The sequence below is a fragment of the Sphingobium sp. SA916 genome, from assembly GCF_002894065.1.
Taxonomy (GTDB): domain Bacteria; phylum Pseudomonadota; class Alphaproteobacteria; order Sphingomonadales; family Sphingomonadaceae; genus Sphingobium; species Sphingobium fuliginis.
In genome coordinates, this window is record NZ_LXYF01000052.1 from 94512 (window position 1) to 113619 (window position 19108).

Annotated in this window: 14 protein-coding genes and 1 tRNA gene; 9 read left to right on the top strand and 6 right to left on the bottom strand. The window is 65.1% G+C overall.

Annotation, left to right across the window (positions count from 1 at the left end):
• Positions 1-191 precede the first annotated feature (191 nt).
• Together A8G00_RS16500 and A8G00_RS16505 are read right to left on the bottom strand one after the other, a co-directional pair.
• Positions 192-1514 (bottom strand): integrase arm-type DNA-binding domain-containing protein, encoded by a 1323-nt coding sequence (locus tag A8G00_RS16500; protein ID WP_103001197.1) that lies wholly within the window; start codon positions 1512-1514, stop codon positions 192-194.
• A gap of 153 nt (positions 1515-1667) precedes the next feature.
• A tRNA-Ser gene (locus A8G00_RS16505) sits at positions 1668-1757 on the bottom strand.
• Between the two features lie 122 nt (positions 1758-1879).
• On the opposite strand from A8G00_RS16505, the gene hspQ reads away from it, so the two are divergent.
• The 3 genes from hspQ to A8G00_RS16520 all read left to right on the top strand — a co-directional run bounded on the left by hspQ (position 1880) and on the right by A8G00_RS16520 (position 5042).
• Positions 1880-2251: a heat shock protein HspQ gene (gene hspQ, locus A8G00_RS16510; protein ID WP_025549362.1), complete on the top strand. Its 372-nt coding sequence runs from the start codon at positions 1880-1882 to the stop codon at positions 2249-2251.
• Complete coding sequence (locus tag A8G00_RS16515) at positions 2208-2984, top strand: GDSL-type esterase/lipase family protein (protein ID WP_044661426.1); 777 nt, start codon at positions 2208-2210, stop codon at positions 2982-2984. Before hspQ ends, A8G00_RS16515 begins: the two co-directional genes overlap by 44 nt.
• A gap of 90 nt (positions 2985-3074) precedes the next feature.
• The gene (locus A8G00_RS16520) at positions 3075-5042 is read left to right on the top strand and encodes an OPT family oligopeptide transporter (RefSeq protein ID WP_044661425.1); all 1968 of its coding nucleotides are present in this window, start codon (positions 3075-3077) and stop codon (positions 5040-5042) included.
• Between the two features lie 86 nt (positions 5043-5128).
• Here the strand turns inward: A8G00_RS16520 and A8G00_RS16525 are convergent, their stop codons facing one another.
• On the bottom strand, positions 5129-7930 hold the full coding sequence (locus A8G00_RS16525; RefSeq protein WP_044661424.1) for a TonB-dependent receptor: 2802 nt from the start codon (positions 7928-7930) through the stop codon (positions 5129-5131).
• Positions 7931-8110: 180 nt separating this feature from the next.
• On the opposite strand from A8G00_RS16525, the gene A8G00_RS16530 reads away from it, so the two are divergent.
• Complete coding sequence (locus A8G00_RS16530) at positions 8111-9184, top strand: phytase (protein ID WP_044661423.1); 1074 nt, start codon at positions 8111-8113, stop codon at positions 9182-9184.
• Positions 9185-9297: 113 nt separating this feature from the next.
• On the top strand, positions 9298-10614 hold the full coding sequence (locus tag A8G00_RS16535; RefSeq protein ID WP_044661422.1) for an acetyl-CoA hydrolase/transferase family protein: 1317 nt from the start codon (positions 9298-9300) through the stop codon (positions 10612-10614).
• Positions 10615-10682: 68 nt separating this feature from the next.
• Here the strand turns inward: A8G00_RS16535 and A8G00_RS16540 are convergent, their stop codons facing one another.
• The 3 genes from A8G00_RS16540 to queF form a co-directional block, all read right to left on the bottom strand.
• Positions 10683-13340 carry a M1 family metallopeptidase gene (locus A8G00_RS16540; RefSeq protein ID WP_044663004.1) on the bottom strand — a complete coding sequence of 886 codons (2658 nt, stop codon included), beginning with the start codon at positions 13338-13340 and terminating at the stop codon, positions 10683-10685.
• A 188-nt stretch (positions 13341-13528) separates the two neighbouring features.
• Complete coding sequence (locus A8G00_RS16545; RefSeq protein ID WP_037482640.1) at positions 13529-13792, bottom strand: GIY-YIG nuclease family protein; 264 nt, start codon at positions 13790-13792, stop codon at positions 13529-13531.
• Between the two features lie 80 nt (positions 13793-13872).
• Positions 13873-14331 carry a preQ(1) synthase gene (gene queF / locus A8G00_RS16550; RefSeq protein ID WP_025549356.1) on the bottom strand — a complete coding sequence of 153 codons (459 nt, stop codon included), beginning with the start codon at positions 14329-14331 and terminating at the stop codon, positions 13873-13875.
• Between the two features lie 101 nt (positions 14332-14432).
• Here queF and A8G00_RS16555 point away from each other — a divergent pair, with 101 nt between their 5' ends.
• The 4 genes from A8G00_RS16555 to A8G00_RS16570 all read left to right on the top strand — a co-directional run bounded on the left by A8G00_RS16555 (position 14433) and on the right by A8G00_RS16570 (position 19052).
• Positions 14433-15632 carry a hypothetical protein gene (locus tag A8G00_RS16555; RefSeq protein WP_103001198.1) on the top strand — a complete coding sequence of 400 codons (1200 nt, stop codon included), beginning with the start codon at positions 14433-14435 and terminating at the stop codon, positions 15630-15632.
• A 95-nt stretch (positions 15633-15727) separates the two neighbouring features.
• Positions 15728-16576 carry a sulfurtransferase gene (locus tag A8G00_RS16560; RefSeq protein WP_044661420.1) on the top strand — a complete coding sequence of 283 codons (849 nt, stop codon included), beginning with the start codon at positions 15728-15730 and terminating at the stop codon, positions 16574-16576.
• Positions 16573-17796 carry a cystathionine beta-lyase gene (metC, locus tag A8G00_RS16565; RefSeq protein ID WP_044663003.1) on the top strand — a complete coding sequence of 408 codons (1224 nt, stop codon included), beginning with the start codon at positions 16573-16575 and terminating at the stop codon, positions 17794-17796. The genes A8G00_RS16560 and metC overlap by 4 nt, the downstream gene beginning before the upstream one ends.
• Entirely contained in the window at positions 17793-19052 is a 1260-nt protein-coding gene (locus A8G00_RS16570; RefSeq protein ID WP_044661419.1) for a mechanosensitive ion channel family protein, read from the top strand. Before metC ends, A8G00_RS16570 begins: the two co-directional genes overlap by 4 nt.
• The last annotated feature ends 56 nt before the right edge of the window (positions 19053-19108 follow it).

Below are 19108 nucleotides of genomic sequence, written 5' to 3' on the forward strand. Positions count from 1 at the left end.
CGACTATTCCACCGATTTTGAACTGAGTAAAGCTGATTGAGCCCGGTTTAAACTGATTGCCGCGGATCTCATCGAGTCACGCCCAGTTGAACCACTCGGCACTCATCCTGCTGAACTCGGGAATAGCGATTTGCCGATCCCGGACAACCTGCCTTAAGTTAACCACAAAGTGAAAAGTAGCACGATTGAGTTTACCGCGTGTTGGACTTTGATCTCCGTGGCCCCTCCAAAAGGTGCGCAGGGGGGAGTTGGTCATTCATGATCAAATCTGCCCATTGCTGGGCCAGCTCTCTCCTCCGCTCCATATAGGCGGCACGGTTGTAGATTAACTCGCTGCCGGACATCCCTGCCGGAACATGGGCCAGCATCAAATCAATGATGAGCCTATCGATCAGGAGGCGGTCTGAACCTGGATGCGATCGCTCTACCAAGCCATTCATCGTAGTTGAAAAGGACGAACGCCATCCATGCGGAACGTGGCGTCCCTTGTAGCCGATCCGATTGTACAAATATCCGACGGCATTCTCGCTCAACGGCTCCAAGCCGCTTCGTGCTCCTGGAAATACCAAGGGCCCTCTGCCAGACAGACGGCGGGCAGCATGCAGAACCTCGACAGCTTGGTGCGGCAGCGGCACAATATGCTCGAACGTCTCGTCCTCACGCAGCTCCAACATAAGCTTGATGCGTGCAGCCGGGATACGCCACTGCGGCCTCTCCGCGAGTTCATCTGGCTTATTCCAGTCGATACCTTCGAATTCGCTCCATGGCGCAGTTCGAATCATCCCTGGTCGCTGAGCAGTCAGCGCCATCATTCTAGATGCAAGTCGAGTGATCGGATGGGAGGTGGAGCAATCTACCGCTCGAACCAATGCCTGAAGCTGGTCCAACTCGGTCAGCGCAGGCCACCTACGAGCAGGGGGAACCGCTTTGAGACTGACCTTCATGTCAGCAGCAGGGTTCAAGCGGCACGCGCCAGTGCCCTTGCCATATTTGAATATCGACGAACACCGCTGAAGCAAGCGATGAGCGGTCTCGATCGAACCACGGGCTTCTACTTTCTTAAGCGTGGCGAGAAGGAGGGGCTCATCGATGTCGGTTATCGGAAGCCCTCCGATGGCAGGAAAAATATCTCGCTCCAAGCTGGTGATGACGTCCGCAGCGTGGACAGGCTTCCAGCGAGTCACTTGGTCGGCATACCATTGCCGGCCCACCTTCTCGAACGTGTTTTCCATCTGAACGAGGTTGGCGAGCTTGCGCTTCTTTGCCTCGATCACTGGATCGCGGCCATCACGTAACATCCGCTTGGCATCGTCCCGCAGCTCCCGAGCTTTGGCCAACGACAAATCGGGGTAACTTCCCAACACAAGGCGTTTCTCTTTATCAGCGAAACGATATTTGAGCCGCCAGCTCCGATGGCCAGCTTTTGTGATAAACAGGTACAAGCCCCCGGAATCGGCCAGCTTATAGTCCTTATCCTTAGGCTTCGCCTTGCGAATTGCCGCGTCGGTCAGCATGCCCCCAAATCCCCAATTCGATGCCCCCAAAATGCCCCCAGATAATGTTGGCTTGGGCTGGATATCGCTGGATGCGCTTGGACACGCGAATCACCTAATATCCCGTTAATACGGGATTTTCTGGATACCCATGGATCCGGCTGGATGGTTAAGTGGCGGAGAGGGAGGGATTCGAACCCTCGGTACCGTTGCCGGCACGCCGCATTTCGAGTGCGGTGCATTCGACCACTCTGCCACCTCTCCGCAGAAGGTCCGGCGCATGCCGTTCCGGTCGAGCGGCGGCCATTAGCGAATGATTTCACCCTTGCCAAGCAGCGACGAGCATTTTTCTTGTTTCGCACCGCAAGCATCCTAAATTGCGTCATATGAACGATATGATTCAGATTTTCGGACCCGATGTGACCCCCCCGCCGATCGTCCACGCCCGCTTCAGCATCGGGGACGTGGTGCAGCACCGCCTCTTCGGTTTTCGTGGCGTCGTGTTCGACATCGATCCGGTCTTCGCCAATAGCGAGGAATGGTATCAGGCCATTCCCGAGGACATCCGGCCGGACAAGCATCAGCCCTTCTACCATCTGCTCGCTGAAAATGGCGAAAGCAGCTATGTCGCCTATGTCAGCCAGCAGAATCTGGTCGCGGACGACAGTGAGGAACCTGTCGACCATCCCGCCATTTCCGGCATGTTCGGCACCTATGCGAACGGCAAATATCAGCTCCGCCCGCTGCATCGGCACTAGGCGCGGCCTCAAGGCGGGCAGGGCGCTGATCGGCCTTGCCCTGCTGCTGGGGTCCGGCGGCCTGCTGCACGCCGCCACGCAGGCGCCGGCGCTGAAGGTCAATCCCGACCCCAGCTTTCCTTTCTCGCGCGAGATCGAGGCATTCGCCAGGGCCAATGAGGCCGGTCCCCCGATCACCGACGCCACCCTGTTCCTGGGCAGCTCCAGCATCCGCCTGTGGGACATAAGCGGCAGCTTCCCCGACATCGGCACCGTCAACCGGGGCTTCGGCGGCGCGACCACGCCGGATGTGCTGCATTATTACAAGCGCCTGCTGCCCAAGGCGAAGCCGCGCTCCATCCTCGTCTATGTCGGGGAAAACGACCTGGCAGCAGGCGCCACCCCGGCCGAGGTCGCGAACAACGTCCTGACCCTGCTCAGGCAACTCCGATCCGACTATCCCAAGGCGCATATCGCCTATCTGTCCCTGAAGCCCAGCCCGATCCGCTGGACGCTGTGGCCGAAAATGGCCGCGGTGAACATGACGGTCGCGGCACGGGCGCGGGTGAGCCGCTTCGATTATCTGGATGTCGGTCGCGTGCTGCTCGCCCCGGATGGCCTGCCCGATGCGTCGCTGTTCCGACCCGACGGTTTGCATATGAACCCGCGCGGCTACACGCTCTGGACGCGGCTGGTCGACGCCTATCTGGATGCCGCCGCCGCAGCCGACCTGAAACCCGGCGCCTCCTCCTGACGCCTCTGCGCGCACTTTCCGATTGATCCAAGGCCAAGCAACATTATTACCGGACGCTGATAAAACAGCCGCAGGCAAGGGGACAGACGAGTGACAAGTGATTCGGCCAAGGCGGCCCCCATGGCGGAGCTGACGCTTCGCGGCGTCATATTGGGCGCGCTCATCACCCTGCTGTTCACGGCGGCCAACGTCTATCTGGGCCTGAAGATCGGGCTGACCTTCGCCACCTCCATCCCCGCGGCCGTCATTTCCATGGCCGTGCTGCGGCTGTTCGCAACCGGCACGATCCTTGAAAACAACATAGTGCAGACCATCGCGTCGGCGGCGGGCACGCTGTCGGCCATCATCTTCGTGCTGCCCGGCCTGGTCATCATCGGCTGGTGGCAGGGTTTCCCCTATTGGCTGAGCGCCTTCACCATCGCGCTGGGCGGCATATTGGGCGTCATGTATTCGGTGCCGCTGCGCCGGGCGCTGGTGACGGGGTCCGACCTGCCCTATCCCGAAGGCGTAGCTGCCGCCGAAGTGCTGAAGGTCGGCGCGGGATCGCGCGAGGGGCTGGAGGAGAACAGGCGCGGCCTGGCCGCCATCGTCGCCAGCTCGATCGCCGCCGCGGCCTTCGCCATCCTCGCCAAGACGAAGCTGATCGCGGAGGAGGCCGCGACCTTCTTCAAATTCGGCGCGGGCGCATCCAGCGTCTCCACCAGCTTTTCCATGGCGCTGATCGGCGTCGGGCATCTGGTCGGCCTGTCGGTCGGCATCGCCATGTTCTTCGGCCTGCTGATCAGCTGGGTCGGGCTTGTCCCCTATCTCACCGCGCCGCTCGCGGCCGGCGCCGATCTGGCCGATCTGGTCGGCACCACCTTTCGGATGAAAGCGCGCTTCATCGGCGCCGGCACCATCGGCATCGCGGCGATCTGGACCCTGCTCAAGATATTGGGACCGATCGTCAGCGGCATCCGGTCGGCCATGGCCGCGGCGAAGGTCCGCAAATCGGGCAATGCCGGCCTGCTCGACCTTACGGAACGCGACCTTCCCATCGGCATCGTCGGCGGCACCATAATCGCTTCGCTGCTGCCGATCGCGGTGCTGCTGTGGATCTTCGCGCAGGGCGGGCCGATCGCGGCCAACCCGGTGCCGATCATCGTGCTGACGCTGGCCTATATCCTGGTGGCAGGCATCGTCATCGCCTCGGTCTGCGGCTATATGGCGGGGCTGATCGGCGCGTCGAACAGCCCCATCTCCGGCGTCGGCATTCTGGCGGTGCTGGGCGCCTCGCTGATACTGGCGGCGATCTACGGATCGGGCGGCGACCCGAAACAGGCACAGGCGCTGATCGCCTATGCGCTGTTCGTGACCGCCATCGTCTTTGGCGTCGCAACCATTTCCAACGACAATCTCCAGGACCTGAAGACCGGCCAGCTTGTCGGCGCGACGCCGTGGAAGCAGCAGATCGCGCTGGTGCTGGGCGTGATCTTCGGCGCGCTGGTGATCCCGCCCGTACTGGACCTGCTCAACAGCGCCTTCGGCTTCGCGGGCGCGCCGGGCGCCAAGGCGACCGCCCTCCCCGCCCCGCAGGCTGCGCTGATCTCCGCCCTGGCGAAGGGCGTGCTGGGCGGCGATCTCGACTGGGGCCTGATCGGCTTCGGCGCAGGCATCGGCGTGCTGGTGGTCGCCATTGACGAACTGCTGGGCAAGGCGGGCAAGCTGCGCCTGCCACCCCTGGCCGTCGGCATGGGCATTTATCTGCCGATGGCGCTCACCCTGCTGATCCCGGTCGGCGCGGTGATCGGGCATCTCTACAATCGCTGGGCGCTGCGCCAGTCCAACCCCGAATTTGCCGAGCGCATGGGCGTGCTGATGGCGACCGGCTTCATCGTCGGGGAAAGCCTGTTCGGTGTCGCCTTCGCAGGGATCGTCGCGGCGACGGACAGCGACGCGCCCATGGCGCTGGTGGGGGAAAATCCGTGGGCCGTGGTGCTTTCGGTGATCGCCTTCTTCGGCATCATCACAGCGCTATATGCGCGGTTGCGGCGGTGGGCGAGTGCCCCCTTGGGGTGAAGCTTACCGCCGCCCGTGGGAACCGGGATGACAGAATAGGGGGGGCCGCCTCAAGGCCGCCCCCTCTCCCTCAAGCCTCCGCCGGATCAAAAGTTGAACCGGATGCCGCCCGTATAGCGACGGCCGAAGCGTTCCCACTCGATCGTCTGGTTGCTGCTGTCGGGCGCCTGCACGCCGCTGGCACGCAGCAGGCTGCCCGGGTCGGAGAAGCGGCGGCCGGGATGGTTGAGCAGGTTCGAGGCGTCGAAGTAAATCTCGAAATTCTTCGTGATCGCATAGCGCGCCGAGAAATCCAGCTCGTCGTCCGAGTCCCAATAAGTGTCGCCAGCGTCCGCCAGCGTATCGGAAACCGTGTCCAGCCATTTGCTGCGGTTCTGATATTGCAGGCGGATCGACAGGCCGTATTTCTCATAATATCCGCCGATATTGTAGACGAAGTCGGACGTGCCCGGCAGGCGCACTTTGCGCGCCGGAATGCCCTCGACGGCAGGCTTTTCGACCTTGCTGTCATTGAGGGTAAGATTGGCCGAAATACCGAAGCCGCCCATGAAGGAAGGAAGACCCAGATTCTCCGTCCAGGGTTCGAGCTGGAGCTGCGCGGCGGCTTCCATGCCATAGATGCGGCCCGAACCGCCATTGGTGATACGGGTGTAGCCATAGTCGGAGCGGTCGATCCCGCCGGAATTGAGGTCGGTCAGGCCATAGGTGCGCCGCTGATTATACAGCACGTCCTCGACATGCTTGTAGAACAGGCCGACCATCAAATAGCCCTGAGGCTTCACATACCATTCGAAATAGGTATCGACGCCATAGGCCCGTTCCGGCTTCACATCGGGGTTGCCGCCCGAAATCACGCGGTCGCTGTCGTTCACGACGAAGTTCGGCCGCATCTGATCATAATCGGCGCGCGCCGCACCGCTGTTGAAGGAGAAGCGCAGCTTCTTGCTGTCGTCGATATTGTAATTGATGTGCAGGCTGGGGAATGCCAGCGTCTGGCTGGATTCCCGCGTTTCCGGCGTGGAAACCGCCGGTCCGCTGACAGGCGTGACCGTGGCGATCGCAAAGCCATGGTTCTTGACATGCTCGACACGCACGCCGCCCACGACCGAGCCCCAGTCGTAGTGGACAGTGCCCATCAGGAAGCCGGCGAGCACCTCTTCCCGTACCCTGTAGTTGTTTCCGGTGTTGGGTGCGAAGGCATAAGCCGCCTGCGCCGCTTCGGAAGCCGCCCGCATCTTGTCGGTATCGAAATAGCGGAAGGTGTAGCCCATGGGGATCTTGCCCAGGAACTTCCGGTCGATCGAGAACTGGTTGTAGTCGGTCGGCAGGACGGTCGCGGCCTGCGCGGCATTCAGCGTGATCTGCTGCTCGTCGGCGGTCTTGGTGCGGCGGTCATACTGGAACCCCGCCTTCAATGTCGCATGCTCCAGCTCGCGCGCCACAACCAGGCGGCCGGTATAGGCCTTGGTCGTGTCCACCGCGTCGAGGACGGTGAAGCCTGAAAGCGGCTTGGTGAAATCGTCGACCGCCGTGACCTGCGCGCCCGCCGTGTAGCGCGTCGGGCTGGCGAGTTGCAGCGTGCGGTAGAGCGTCAGGCGCGAAAGATTGGGATCGCTGAAGTCATAGGCCACGGTCGGCCGCAGCGTGCGCGTGCTGGGGCTGTCCCAGGTCGCTTCGCCGACGATCGATCGGTCGTCCTTGGATTCGGTGTAGTTGCCGACCCAGCTCAGCTTCCAGCCATCGGCAAATTCATGATCGCCCGCCAGCGTGTTGGTGAAGATCGACTGGCGGAAAGCGCGCAGGGTCGAGCGCTGGCGGATGTCGATGCCATAGATCGTGCCCTTCTGCGGCGTGTTGCCGATGCAGACATCCGCATAGCCGGTGGTGGTCGGCGTGGTGTTCACCGCGGTCGGACAGGCGGCCGAGCCGTTCGACAGGTCCGACTGGCGGTCGTCCAGGTCGAAGCGGTAATTGTCCCGCGCTTCATCGTCGGTGAAGATGGTGTAGACCGACCGCAGCGAAATGCTGTTGGCCTCGTCCGGTTTCCAGTCGACCCGGCCCGAAACCGACCAGTTCTTGCGCGTCAGGCGGTACAGCTTGTTCTCCGCCTCATGCGCCCAGAAGCGGGTGGCGTTGCCGGGGCGCTGGTCCTGCGACACCCGCTCATAGTCGGTCTCGAAATTGTCCGTGACCATGTTGCGCTCATAATAGCTGCCTGACAGCAGCACGCCGATTTCACCGATGCCCGTCTGGAATCGGTCGGAAACGACCAGCGCGCCTTCATATTCCTTCTTGTCGCCCAGTTCGGCAAAGCCAAGGCCGCCCTTCCCCGCCAGATGGAAGCCGTCATAGTCGAAGGCCGAACGGGTGATGACGTTCACATTGCCCGCGACCGTCTCGCCCGGCATGTCGGGCGTCACCGCCTTGGACACGATGATCTTGCCGGCAATGGCGGACGGGATGGAATCGAAGCGGGCGTCGCGACCCTCGGGGCTCACCACATTGATGCCGTCGAACGACAGGGTGGTCCAGGTCTTGGGCGCGCCGCGCAGGTTGATGTAGCGGGCCTGGCCCTGGTCGCGCTCGACGCTGATGCCCGGCAGACGGCTGGCGGCCTGGGCGATATTCTGGTCGGGCAGGCGGCCCACGGAATCGGATGCGGCGACCGTGACCAGCGAGTCCCAGTTCTTCTGGATTTCCAGCGCGGCGGCTTCGGATTCAGCGATCGGGCGGGTGCCGGTGACGACGATCGCTCCCATATCCTCTTCCGCGGCAGGAACCTGCGCCATGGCTTGGGTCGACGCCAGGGCCCAACCGGCTATGCCGCAGGCCAGAGCCAGACGAACGGACGGCACGCCGGCGCGCTGCCGGATGAAACTATGCTGCATATGATCCCCCTGTTGGAACGGCCTTGTCGAATAGGCTTGGCGGGGCACCTAGATCGGCGGGAATACAATCGCGTGAAATTATGGTGACAGAACAGTGACATGCCGGGCGATATTCCGGCTGTGCCTGTCACATCATCGTCATGAAGCGCGTCCAAGAGGCGCCGCGAACGGGGGAACTTCATGACGAGACCTTTATCCGTCGCCCTTTGCGCGACTCTTCTGCTCGCCGCTTGCGCCGCGCCAGCGCCCGAACGCCCGCTGGCCCAGCGCATCGCCAACGCCACTCCAGCCGCGACCGTCACCGCGCGCGGGGAAACCGCCCCGGTCGGCACCCCCAATGCCGACGCGGCGGACGATCCGGCGATCTGGCGCAACGCCGCCGATCCAGGGCAAAGCCTGATCGTGGGCACCGACAAGAAGGCGGGGCTCTATGTCTATGGGCTGGACGGCAAGACCCGCGACTTTCTCGACGCGGGCCGGGTCAACAATGTCGACCTGCGGGACGGTGTGGGGATCGCCGGTCAAAGCGGTATATTGGTGGCCGCCAGCGATCGCAACGACCTTGCCCATGCGAAGCTGGCCCTGTTCCGCCTCGATCCCGCCACCGCGAAACTCTCGGCGCTCGGCAAGGTCGATGCCGGGCGGGGCGAAGCCTATGGCGTCTGCCTCTATCGCGCGGCGAGTGCGACCTACGCCTTCGTCGTGCTGAAGGACGGCACGGTGAACCAGGTCGCGCTCGACATGTCCGACGCCACGCCCAGGGGCAGCATCGTCCGGACCTTGAAGCTTGGCTCCCAGGCGGAGGGCTGCGCGGTGGATGACCGCACCGGCATGGCCTATGTGGCGGAGGAGGATGTCGGCCTCTGGCGCTTCGATGCCCGCGCCGGCGGGTCCGCGACGCCCGCCAGGATCGCCGCGGCGGACGGCAGGAACCTCGTCATGGATGCCGAAGGCGTCGCCATCGCGCCGATGGGCGAGAAGGACGGCTATGTCCTCGTCTCCAGCCAGGGGGACAATGCCTATGTCGCCTATCGCCTGAGCGACCACAGCTATGCCGGCCGCTTCCGCGTGGTCGACGGCGCCATAGGCGGGTCGGAGGAAACCGACGGCATCGACCTGATGCTGGGCGATTTCGGGCCGGACTATCCCGGCGGCCTGTTCGTGGCGCAGGACGGCCACAATGCAACCGCGGCCCAGAATTTCAAGCTGGTCGCATGGGACGACATCGTCCGGGCGCTCGGCCTCGCCCGCTGAAAGCTTCCCCGGCTTGCGCAGGGGGCGTGCAAGCAAGACGCCCCCCTACTTTCGTCGCCATTGCACTCCCGCGCCAACGGCGCGACAATCCCCCGAAAGCCGGGGAGAGAAGGATGCCCATCACAGAAAAATATCGCGCCAGGACCATGTCGGCGGCTGAGGCGGCCGCACTGGTCCCGGACGGCGCGAAGATGGTCGTCGGTCTCGGCGTCAGCTACCCGCCCGCGCTGATGGATGCGCTGGCCGTCCGCGTCCGCTCGGGCGATCTCACCGGCGGCACGCTTTACTGCATGCTCGCCTGCGCCGCGGCCAGCGAGTCCATCCTCGCGCCCGACCTTCACGACCGCATCCGCCATGTCAGCCTGTTCCACGGTGGCGTCGAACGGGGGAACGACGCCCTGCGCGCCGGCAGCGCGCAAGGCCTGGTCGAAACCCTTCCTGTGCAATTCCACCAGATACCGCGCATCCTGACCGAGCATCTGCGCGTCGATACGCTGTTCGTCACCGTTTCGCCCATGGATGCCGACGGCTGCTTCAGCCTGGGCACCAACACCGATTACGCACTGATGGTCGCGCGCAGCGGCGCGCGGCTGATCGTGGAGGTCAATCCCGCCATGCCCTATGTCCATGGCGACTGCAAAATTCCGCTCTCGGCGGTCACGGCCATCGTGGAAAACCATGTCCCCCTGGTGCAGATTCCGCCCCTTCCGCGCACGCCCAATGACGATGCCATCGGCGCGATCATCGCCGGCATGGTGGAGGACGGCGCCTGCCTGCAAATGGGCATCGGCGCCGTGCCGGACGCGGTCTGCGCCGCGCTGATGGATCATCGGAACCTCGGCATCCATACCGAACTGCTCACGCCCGGCCTCGTCGGCCTGATCAAGGCCGGCGTGGTCGACAACAGCGGCAAGAAAATCCATCCCGGCCGCTCGGTCTTCACCTTCGCCATGGGCGACCAGGGCCTTTACGACTTCCTGCACGACAATCCGGCGCTGGAGGCGCATCCGGTCGAGCATGTGAACGCGCCGCACATCATCGCGCAGAACGACAGGGTGATTTCAGTCAACGCCACGATTCAGGTGGACCTCAGCGGCGCCTGCAACTCCGAATATATGAACGGCCGCCAATATAGCGGCACCGGCGGCCAGCTCGATTTCGTGCGCGGCGCCTATGCGTCGAAAGGCGGCCGGTCGATCATCGCCTGCCACTCGACGGCGGCCAAGGGGACGGTCTCGCGGATCGTGCCATGGCTCGACGGCCCCGTCACGACGCCGCGCACCGACACCCACATCGTCGTCACCGAACATGGCTGGGTCGACCTGAAGGGGAAGACGCTGTCGGAACGCGCCCGCGCGCTGATCGGGATCGCCCATCCCGATTTCCGGGAGGAACTGGAACGCGGCGCGTTCGAGCGGCGGTTGCTGTAAGAATTCCTCCCCATCGAAAGATGGGGAGGACCAAAAAAAGGCGGTGGATCGCTCCACCGCCCCCCATCTCACTTCCTGGCGAACCAGGCGAGCAGCGCAGGCTTCAGCCGCGCCCGCGTCTCGATCCGCGTCTTGATCGCGGCGATGGAGCGATCCACCACCTTGCGCGATTCCGGCGTCAGATATTGGGTCGCATAGGCGTCCAGCTTCGTCACCATCGCCGGATCGGCGGAGTTGCCGCCCAGCCGCGCAATCGCCTGGCTCCGCGCCGACACGTCGATCATCGCCTCATATTGCTGGCGGTGCGCCAGCACATAGTCGACGGCAAGCATCGAATGCTCCCCGCCCACGGCGGAGATGATCGCCGCGCTGGTCGTCTTGCCCGGCTCGTCCGTCATGGCGAGGTCCAGCGCCTTCTTCGCCAGCGCCTCATCCTTGGCGACGCCCAGCAGCGCGAAGACCGTGCTCTTTTCGAGGTCCGTCTTCGCCCCATTGGCCATGGCGCGCAGCCTGTCCCAGGTCGCGGCGTCGGCATTCTCGGCAATGATCCGCAGCCAGACATTGCGCAGCGGCCCGTCCAGCGCCGCCGGATTGCCGGCCAGCGCGGCGAAGCGCCTGTTCGCCTCCGCCACCACGGCCTTGTCGCCCATGCCGCCCAGCGTCGACACCAGCGCCGACCGCAGGACCGGCACCTGCGGATTCTCGCCCGGCCTGGCGTCGAAACCGACGGTCGCCAACACAGGGCTCAGCTTTTTCGAGGCATAGGCGGCAACCCGCGCCTGCGCGGCCTTGTCGCTCTCCAGCATCATATGGGCGCTGTCGAGATAGTCCGGCACCTCCGCCAGCACGGCGGGGCTGGCCGTCGCGGGCACGGCGTCGATCAGGTCGAGGGCCAGTCCCATGGGCTGATAGCCGCCCAGACCAAGCTGGAAATTGTCCGCCAGCAGGCCGATCTGGTCCATGGAGGCGAGCTTGGTGAAGTCCTTCGCAAGGGCCTTCACATTCGCCTCCGGATAGAGCGAGCGATAATAGCCCGTCTGCCCCGCATTGATGATATAGGCGCCGCAGCCCGGCAGCGTGACCTGCGCCGAGCCATTGAGGATCAGCCGCTGCTGCGCCCCGCCGCCCGCTTGACCGATAGCCTGGGCCATCACCGGCACATTCCATTTGAGCGGCACCTTGTCCTTGCGATCGCGGCTGAACTCGCCCTGCGAAAGCGACAGGATGGTCGAACCGCCCTGGCACTGGGCGCTGTCCACCTTCACCAGCGGAATGCCCGGCTGGCTGGTGAAATCATGCGCGATGCCCACCACGCCCTTGGCGCCCGCGCCCTCGACCGCTTTCCAGAGGTCGTCGGTCACGGTGTTCCCATAGGCATGCTGCTTCATATAGGCGCGGATGCCCGATCGCCACGCATCCTCCCCGGCAAAGCCCTCCAGCATGGTGATGACCGCCTCACCCTTTTCATAGGTGATGTCGTCGAACGCCTGGTTCACCTCATCGACGGTGTGGATCTTCTGGAGGATCGGGTGGGTCGTCGCCAGCGAATCGAGGCTCATCGCCCGCTCGCGGCCATTGACGCGGGAAAGCAGCATTTCCCATTCGGGGTTGAGCTTGTCCGTGACCTTGGTCGCCATCCAGCTTGCGAAACCCTCGTTCAGCCAGAGGTCGTCCCACCAGGCCATGGTGACGAGATCGCCGAACCACTGGTGCGCCATTTCATGCGCGACGATGGAATAGATGGTCCGCCGCGTGCTTTCCGACGTGAAGCGCGGATCGACCAGCAGCGCGCGTTCGAAGGTGAAGATCGCGCCCCAATTCTCCATGGCGGAGAAGAACTGGCTCTGTCCCGGCCCGGCGACATTGTCCAGCTTGGGCAGCGGGAAGGGCACGCCGAAATAGTCGTTATAATAAGGCAGGATCGCCGCCGAAGCGTCGAGCGCGAGTTGCGCCTTCCCCGTATTCCCCTTGCCGGTGATCACGCCGACCTCGGTCGCGCCCGCCTGTTTGGTGGCGCGCTCCAGTTCGCCCAGACCAAAGAACAGCAGATAGGAGGACATTTTGGGGCTGGTGCCGAAAGTCACCAGCTTCTTCCCCGATCCGGCGTCGCTGCTGCCCTTGACCGGCATGTTGCTGACCGCAAGCTGGTCGGCGGGGATGACGGCGGAAAGGTCGAAGGTCGCCTTGTAGCTCGGCTCGTCGAAGCTCGGCACGAAACGGCGGGCGTCGGGCGCCTCGAACTGGGTGAAGAGGGCGCGCTTCGCCTGACCCGCATTGTCGGTATAATCGAGCGCGAACAGGCCATTCGCCTGCGTATTGATGATCCCCGCATAGTCGATGGCAAGCTTGTAGCTGCCCGGCTGGACCGGCTTGCCGAAGTCGAAGGTGACGGTCTGCGCGTCGGCGTCGATCTTCGCGGTTCCCTTTACCGCCTTGCCCTTTGCGGGAGTCAGGGTGACGCTGCTCACCGTCAGGTCGGCGGCGTTCAGCACCAGCGCAGGCATCGCCTGCGTCACGGTGACGTCGATGGTCGTCTTGCCCGTGAACTTCAGATTGGCCGCATCGGGGGTGACGGTGATGGCATAATGGCTTGGCGCGGCGCCACGGGGCAATTGGGTGGTCACGCCCGCGGCGGGTCCGGCAGGCGCCGTCTGCGCCAGCGCCGGCATCGCCATGGCAAGCGGCGCGGCCGCCAGCATCAGCGGAAGGATCTTCGAAAAGGACATGAGGTTCGCAACTCCGACAGGTTGGAACGGCGCGGCAAAAGCTTCGCGCCAGGATGACAGGGGGATCGCCCCTTTCGCTTCACCGGTCAAGCCGGGCGTCCCACCGATGATGTCGTTGGTCGAATGTTGTTGTTCGTTTGTCAAACAAAGAGCTTCGTCATCCCAGCGAAAGCTGGGATCTCAGGCCGCTACGCGATGAAGTCGGACAAATCCCGCCACTCAGGATTGCTCTGCTCGATCAACTGAAGCTTCCAATCCCGCTTCCAGGCCTTCAGCGCCTTCTCCCGGGCGATGGCGTCATCGACCCGGCCATGCTCCTCGGCCAGCACCAGCCGATGCAGATTATATTTGCGACAGAAATCCGAACCCATGCCGCGACGGTGCTGATCGACGCGAACGGCAAGGTTGGTGGTAATCCCTACATACAACACGCCACGGGGCTTGTTTGTCATGATATAGGTCCAGCTTCGCCTCGCGGTCACGCATTGCCTCCTGAGATGCCAGCTTTCGCTGACATGACGACAAGGGCGGCTCAACCCCGCCCGCGATAGCCCGGCACATCCTGCGACGGCAGCCATAGCCCCGCCGGCGGCTCGCCCGATTGCCAGAACACATCGATGGGAATGCCCCCGCGCGGATACCAGTATCCGCCGATGCGCAGCCAGATCGGGTTCATCTCCGCGAACAGCCTCTCCCCGATCCCGACCGTGCAATCCTCATGGAAGGCGGCATGGTTGCGGAAGGAGCCCAGGAACAGCTTCAGCGACTTCGATTCGACGATGGTTGCGGCGGGCGCATAGTCGATCACCAGATGGGCGAAGTCCGGCTGCCCCGTCACTGGGCAGAGCGAGGTGAATTCCGGCGCGGTGAAGCGCACCAGATAGGGCTTTCCCGGCCGGGGATTGGGCACATAGTCGAGCACGGCGTCTTCGGGACGCGCAGGCAAGGCACTGGCCTGGCCCAGATGAAGTGGAGTCGGCATGTCAGTCATGGCAGGCCATCTACGCCATTGCACGGCAGATGTCATCGCCGCGCCTCTCTTGCCTTTCGTTCATGGCGGGTTCACTTGGGCGGATGCCTTGGCTGCCACCCATGGGGTTCCGCTTCTCGCTTCTGTTCGCCGCGCCGCTGCTGCTGGCCACGCCTGCCCTCGCCCAGCAGGAAAATAGCGCCGATCCGGTCTTCAACCTGCCTCGCACCCAGCCGCAGACCCAGACCAATCCCAATGCACAGGGGCCGGAACTGGACGTGTTTCGTGGCGCGCCCACCACGGTGACGCCGCCGCCGGTCGTCGCGCCGACGATCCAGCTTCCGCCCATCGCCGCCCCGGCGCCTGCCCAGCCGCAGCCGCAAAGCCAGCCCACCCGGCCATCCTCCCGGCCGGAGCGCGCGCCGCAAGCTGCACCGCAAGCTGCACCGCAGAGCCAGACCCCGGCCGAAAAACCCGCCCCCGCGGAGACGCCTCCGCCGCCATCCCCCATCGAAAACCAGAGCCTCCCCCCTGCCGACAACGCCACCGTCCCCAGCCCGACGCCGGCGCCGCTGGGCCCGCCTCAGCAGCCCCCCGCCCCCACATGGCCCTGGATCGCCGCCGCCGCAGCGGTCGCCGCCGTCCTGCTGATCGGAGCCCGCTTCCGGCTGCGCCGCCGCAAGCAGGGCGCGGCGGAGGAACCGCCCTACGAAGCCGAAGCCGCGCCGCCGCCCGTGCCGGCTACACCCCCGCCGCAAGCCAGGGCAATGCCTGCCCCGCCCGAACCCAAGCCCGCGCCCGACGATGCCGACCGCCCATGGATCGATCTCGCCATGGACGTGCAGGCCGCCCGCCTGACATTGCTGGGCGCGACCATCGCCTACCGGCTGACGCTCCACAATCGCGGCAGCCGCACGGCGGAGGACATCCTCGTCCGCAGCCTGATCGCCAATGCCGATGCGCAGCAACAGGCGCTGTTCCAGCCATTCTTCGCGGGCGAAACCGGCCTCCCCGTCCATTCGGTGGTATCCATCGCGCCCGGCGAGACGCAGAAGCTCAGCGGGGAAATGCGCCTGGACGCACAGGCGATCGCCGCCATCCCCATGGGCCAGCGGGCCCTGCTGATCCCGCTGATCGCCTTCGACGCCCGTTATAGCTGGACGGGCGACCGCGAAGGCACGGGACGCAGCGGCAGCGTCTTCATCGTCGGGGAAGAACAATCGCCCCCGGTCGAGCGCCTCTCCCCCTTCCGCCTTGACCTTGGCCCGCGCCAATACCGCACCCCCGGCAGCCGCGCGACCGCGCTCAACCTCTCCAGCTAAGGCCAATCGGCCCTTCCCACCTCCGCCCGCCGCTCCTAGAATGGCTCTGCGCCACCCATGCAGGTGGCCGAACGAGCGAGGGAGCAAGGGCACGCATGGACATATTGGTATCGACCGACTGGCTTGAGGGAGAATTGGGCAAGCCCGACCTCCGGATCGTCGACGCCAGCCTGTTCCTTCCCGGCGTGCCCCGCGATCCCGGGGCCGAGTTCGAGGCCGTCCATATCCCCGGCGCCGCGTTCCTCGACCTGCCAAGCCTGGCCGACGCGGAAGATCCGCGCCCCGGCATGCTGCCGACCGACGATTTCATGACGGAGCGCTGCCGCCGGCTGGGCATCGACGCGGACAGCCGGATCGTCGTCTATGACAACAGCCCCACCCACAGCGCGGCGCGCGGCTGGTGGATGATGCGCCTCTATGGCGTGGGCAAGGGCGCGGCGATCCTCGACGGCGGCCTGCCCAAATGGCTGGCGGAGGGACGGCCGACGGAAAGCGGCATGCCGGCGCCACCGCCCGGCAATGCCGTTGCGAAACGCGCCGTCGGGCAGGTCCGCACCAAGGAGGATCTTCTCGCCAACCTCGAAAGCCAGGCCGAACAGGTGCTCGACGCACGCGGCGCGGCACGCTTCACGGGGGAGGAGAAGGAGCCCCGCCCCGGCATGGCGTCGGGCCATATTCCGGGCAGCCGCAACATTCCCTCCTCCGCCTTCTATCATGCCGACAACAGCATGAAGCGGGGCGAGGACCTTCGCCGCCTGTTCCTGGACGCCGGGACCGATTTCGACCGTCCGATCATCACGAGCTGTGGCAGCGGCGTGACGGCGGCGATCCTGCTCGCGGGCCTCGAACTGCTCGGCAAGACCGACGTCACCCTCTATGACGGAAGCTGGTCCGAATGGGGGCTGGACCCGGCCACGCCGAAAGCGACCGGCCCCGCCGCATGAGCCAGGATGCCGACAAGCGGCGCGACCGCAAGCCCCTGACCCAGATCGCACAGGCAGGCCGCAAGCCCGAATGGACGGGCATGCCGGGCCAGCCCGGCGGCATCGTCAACCCGCCGGTGTGGCGGGCCTCCACCATTCTCTACGACGATGTCGCGCATCTGCGCAGCGCGGCGGGGCGCAGCACGCATGAACGCCTGTTCTACGGGCGCAAGGGCACGCCAACGGCATGGAGCCTGTCGGACGCCCTCACCGAAATGGAGCCGGGCGCCGAAGGCACCATGCTCTACCCATCGGGCGTGGCGGCCATCGCCTGCGCGCTGATGGCGGTGCTGAAACCCGGCGACCAGCTCCTGATGGTCGACAGCGCCTATGATCCGACCCGCAATTTCTGCGAGCAGATGCTGCGTCCGCTCGGCATAGAGACGGTCTATTACGACCCGGCCGTGGGCGCCGGGATCGCGGACCTCATCACCGACGCCACCCGCGCCATCTTCCTGGAAAGCCCCGGCAGCCTGACCTTCGAGGTGCAGGACGTTCCCGCCATCACCGCCATAGCCCGCGACCGGGGCGTGGCGACCCTGATCGACAACACCTGGGCCACGCCCTGGTTCTTCCCGGCGCTCAGCCATGGCGTCGACATCAGCATCCTCGCCTGCACCAAATATATCGTCGGCCATAGCGATGTGATGATCGGATCGGTGACGGCCACCCCAGCCTTCTTCCCGAAAATCCGCCAGACCGCCTATCTGTTCGGCCAGATGACCAGCCCCGACGACGCCTGGCTCGCCGCGCGGGGCCTGCGCACCCTGGGCGTCCGCCTCAACCAGCACCAGGCGAGCGCCCTGCGCATCGCGCAATGGCTGTCGCAGCAGCCCGATGTCGCCCGCGTCCTCCACCCGGCCCTGCCCTCCTGCCCCGGTCATGCCCTGTGGCAACGCGATTTCACCGGCTCCAGCGGCCTGTTCAGCTTCGTCCTCAAGGGCGGCGATGAAAAGGCCCGCGCCGCCCTGATCGACGGTCTCGCCCATTTCGGCATCGGCTATAGCTGGGGCGGCTTCGAAAGCCTGGCCCTGCCCGTCGATCCTGCGCGCTACCGCACCGCCACCGCCTGGCAGGCGGAGGGGCCGCTCGTCCGGCTCCAGATCGGGCTGGAGGACAGCGACGACCTGATAGCCGATCTCGACGCGGGCCTTGCCCGCTTCCGGGCCATGCGCGGATGACGCCGGGCTTGCCCGATCTCCTGTCCCTGTTGCCGGGCGATCCCGCCATCGTCCATCCCCTGGTCGCGCTGGCGCTGGCCGTCGCCATCCATCTGGTCGCCAGCGCCGTCGCCCGGTTCGCCTCGCCGCGCCTGCGCCACCGCTTCCGCGCCCTGGGGGAGGCGCTGGCGGGGCATCTGCGCCCGATCCTGCGCCACGCCATCGCCGCCCTCGTCATGGCCCTGGCCGTCGCCTTCTGGCCGATCGGGGACTTCGCCCATCTGATCCTGAGCGCCGCGCTCGCCCTGTCCCTCTCGCTGCTGGCCGTCCACATATTGCGCAGCCTCGCCATAGCGCGCCTTGCCGTGCTGCCGATCGCCCTGCTGCTGTTCGTGATGGTCCTTTCCGGCAGCAGCGGCGGCTTCGCCCCGGTGGCGGACATGCTGGACGGCGTGGGCCTCGACCTCGGCAGGCGGCGCGTCACCCTGCTCGGGCTGGTCAGCATGGCCGCGATCTGCGTCGCGCTGTTCGCCCTGGTCCGCCTGGCCAACCGCATCGTCGGACGCAGCATCAGCCGCGCCCATGGACTGGACGCCACGCAGAAGCTGCTGGCGCAGAAGCTGGCCGCCATCGTCGTGGTCGTCGCCGCCTTCTTCATCGGCGTCGACCTGCTGGGGATAGACCTCACCGCCTTCACCGTCTTCTCCGGCGCGCTGGGGCTGGCCGTGGGTTTCGGCCTGCAGAAGACCTTCGGCAATCTGATCGCCGGGATCATCCTGCTGATGGACCGATCGATCAAGCCGGGCGACGTCATCGTCGTGGGCGACAGCTTCGGCTGGGTGAACAAGATCGGCGTGCGCGCCGTCAGCGTCATCACCCGCGACGGCAAGGAACATCTGATCCCGAACGAAAACCTGATGACGCAGGAGGTGGAGAACTGGTCCTATTCCGACCGCAACGTCCGCGTCCGCATCCCCGTCGGCATCGGTTATGACAGCGACCTGAAGCTGGCGCAGGAACTGATGCTGCGCGCCGCGCAGGAAAGCCCCCGCGTGCTCCGCAATCCCAAGCCCAATGTCTGGCTCACCGCCTTTGGCGAGAACCGGGTCGAACATGACATATTGGTGTGGATCAGCGACCCGGAAAGCGGCGTCGGCAATGTGAAGTCCGATGTGCTCGGCCGGCTCTGGCTGCTGTTCCGCGAACATGGCATCACCATCCCCTATCCGCAGCGCGTCATTCACGCGGCGCGGGATTCAGCGCCCCTTTTCCCCTAGCCGGCCAGTCCCGAATTGCGGCGAAAACCGTGCGCGGCCGCGCCCGGTGCCATAAT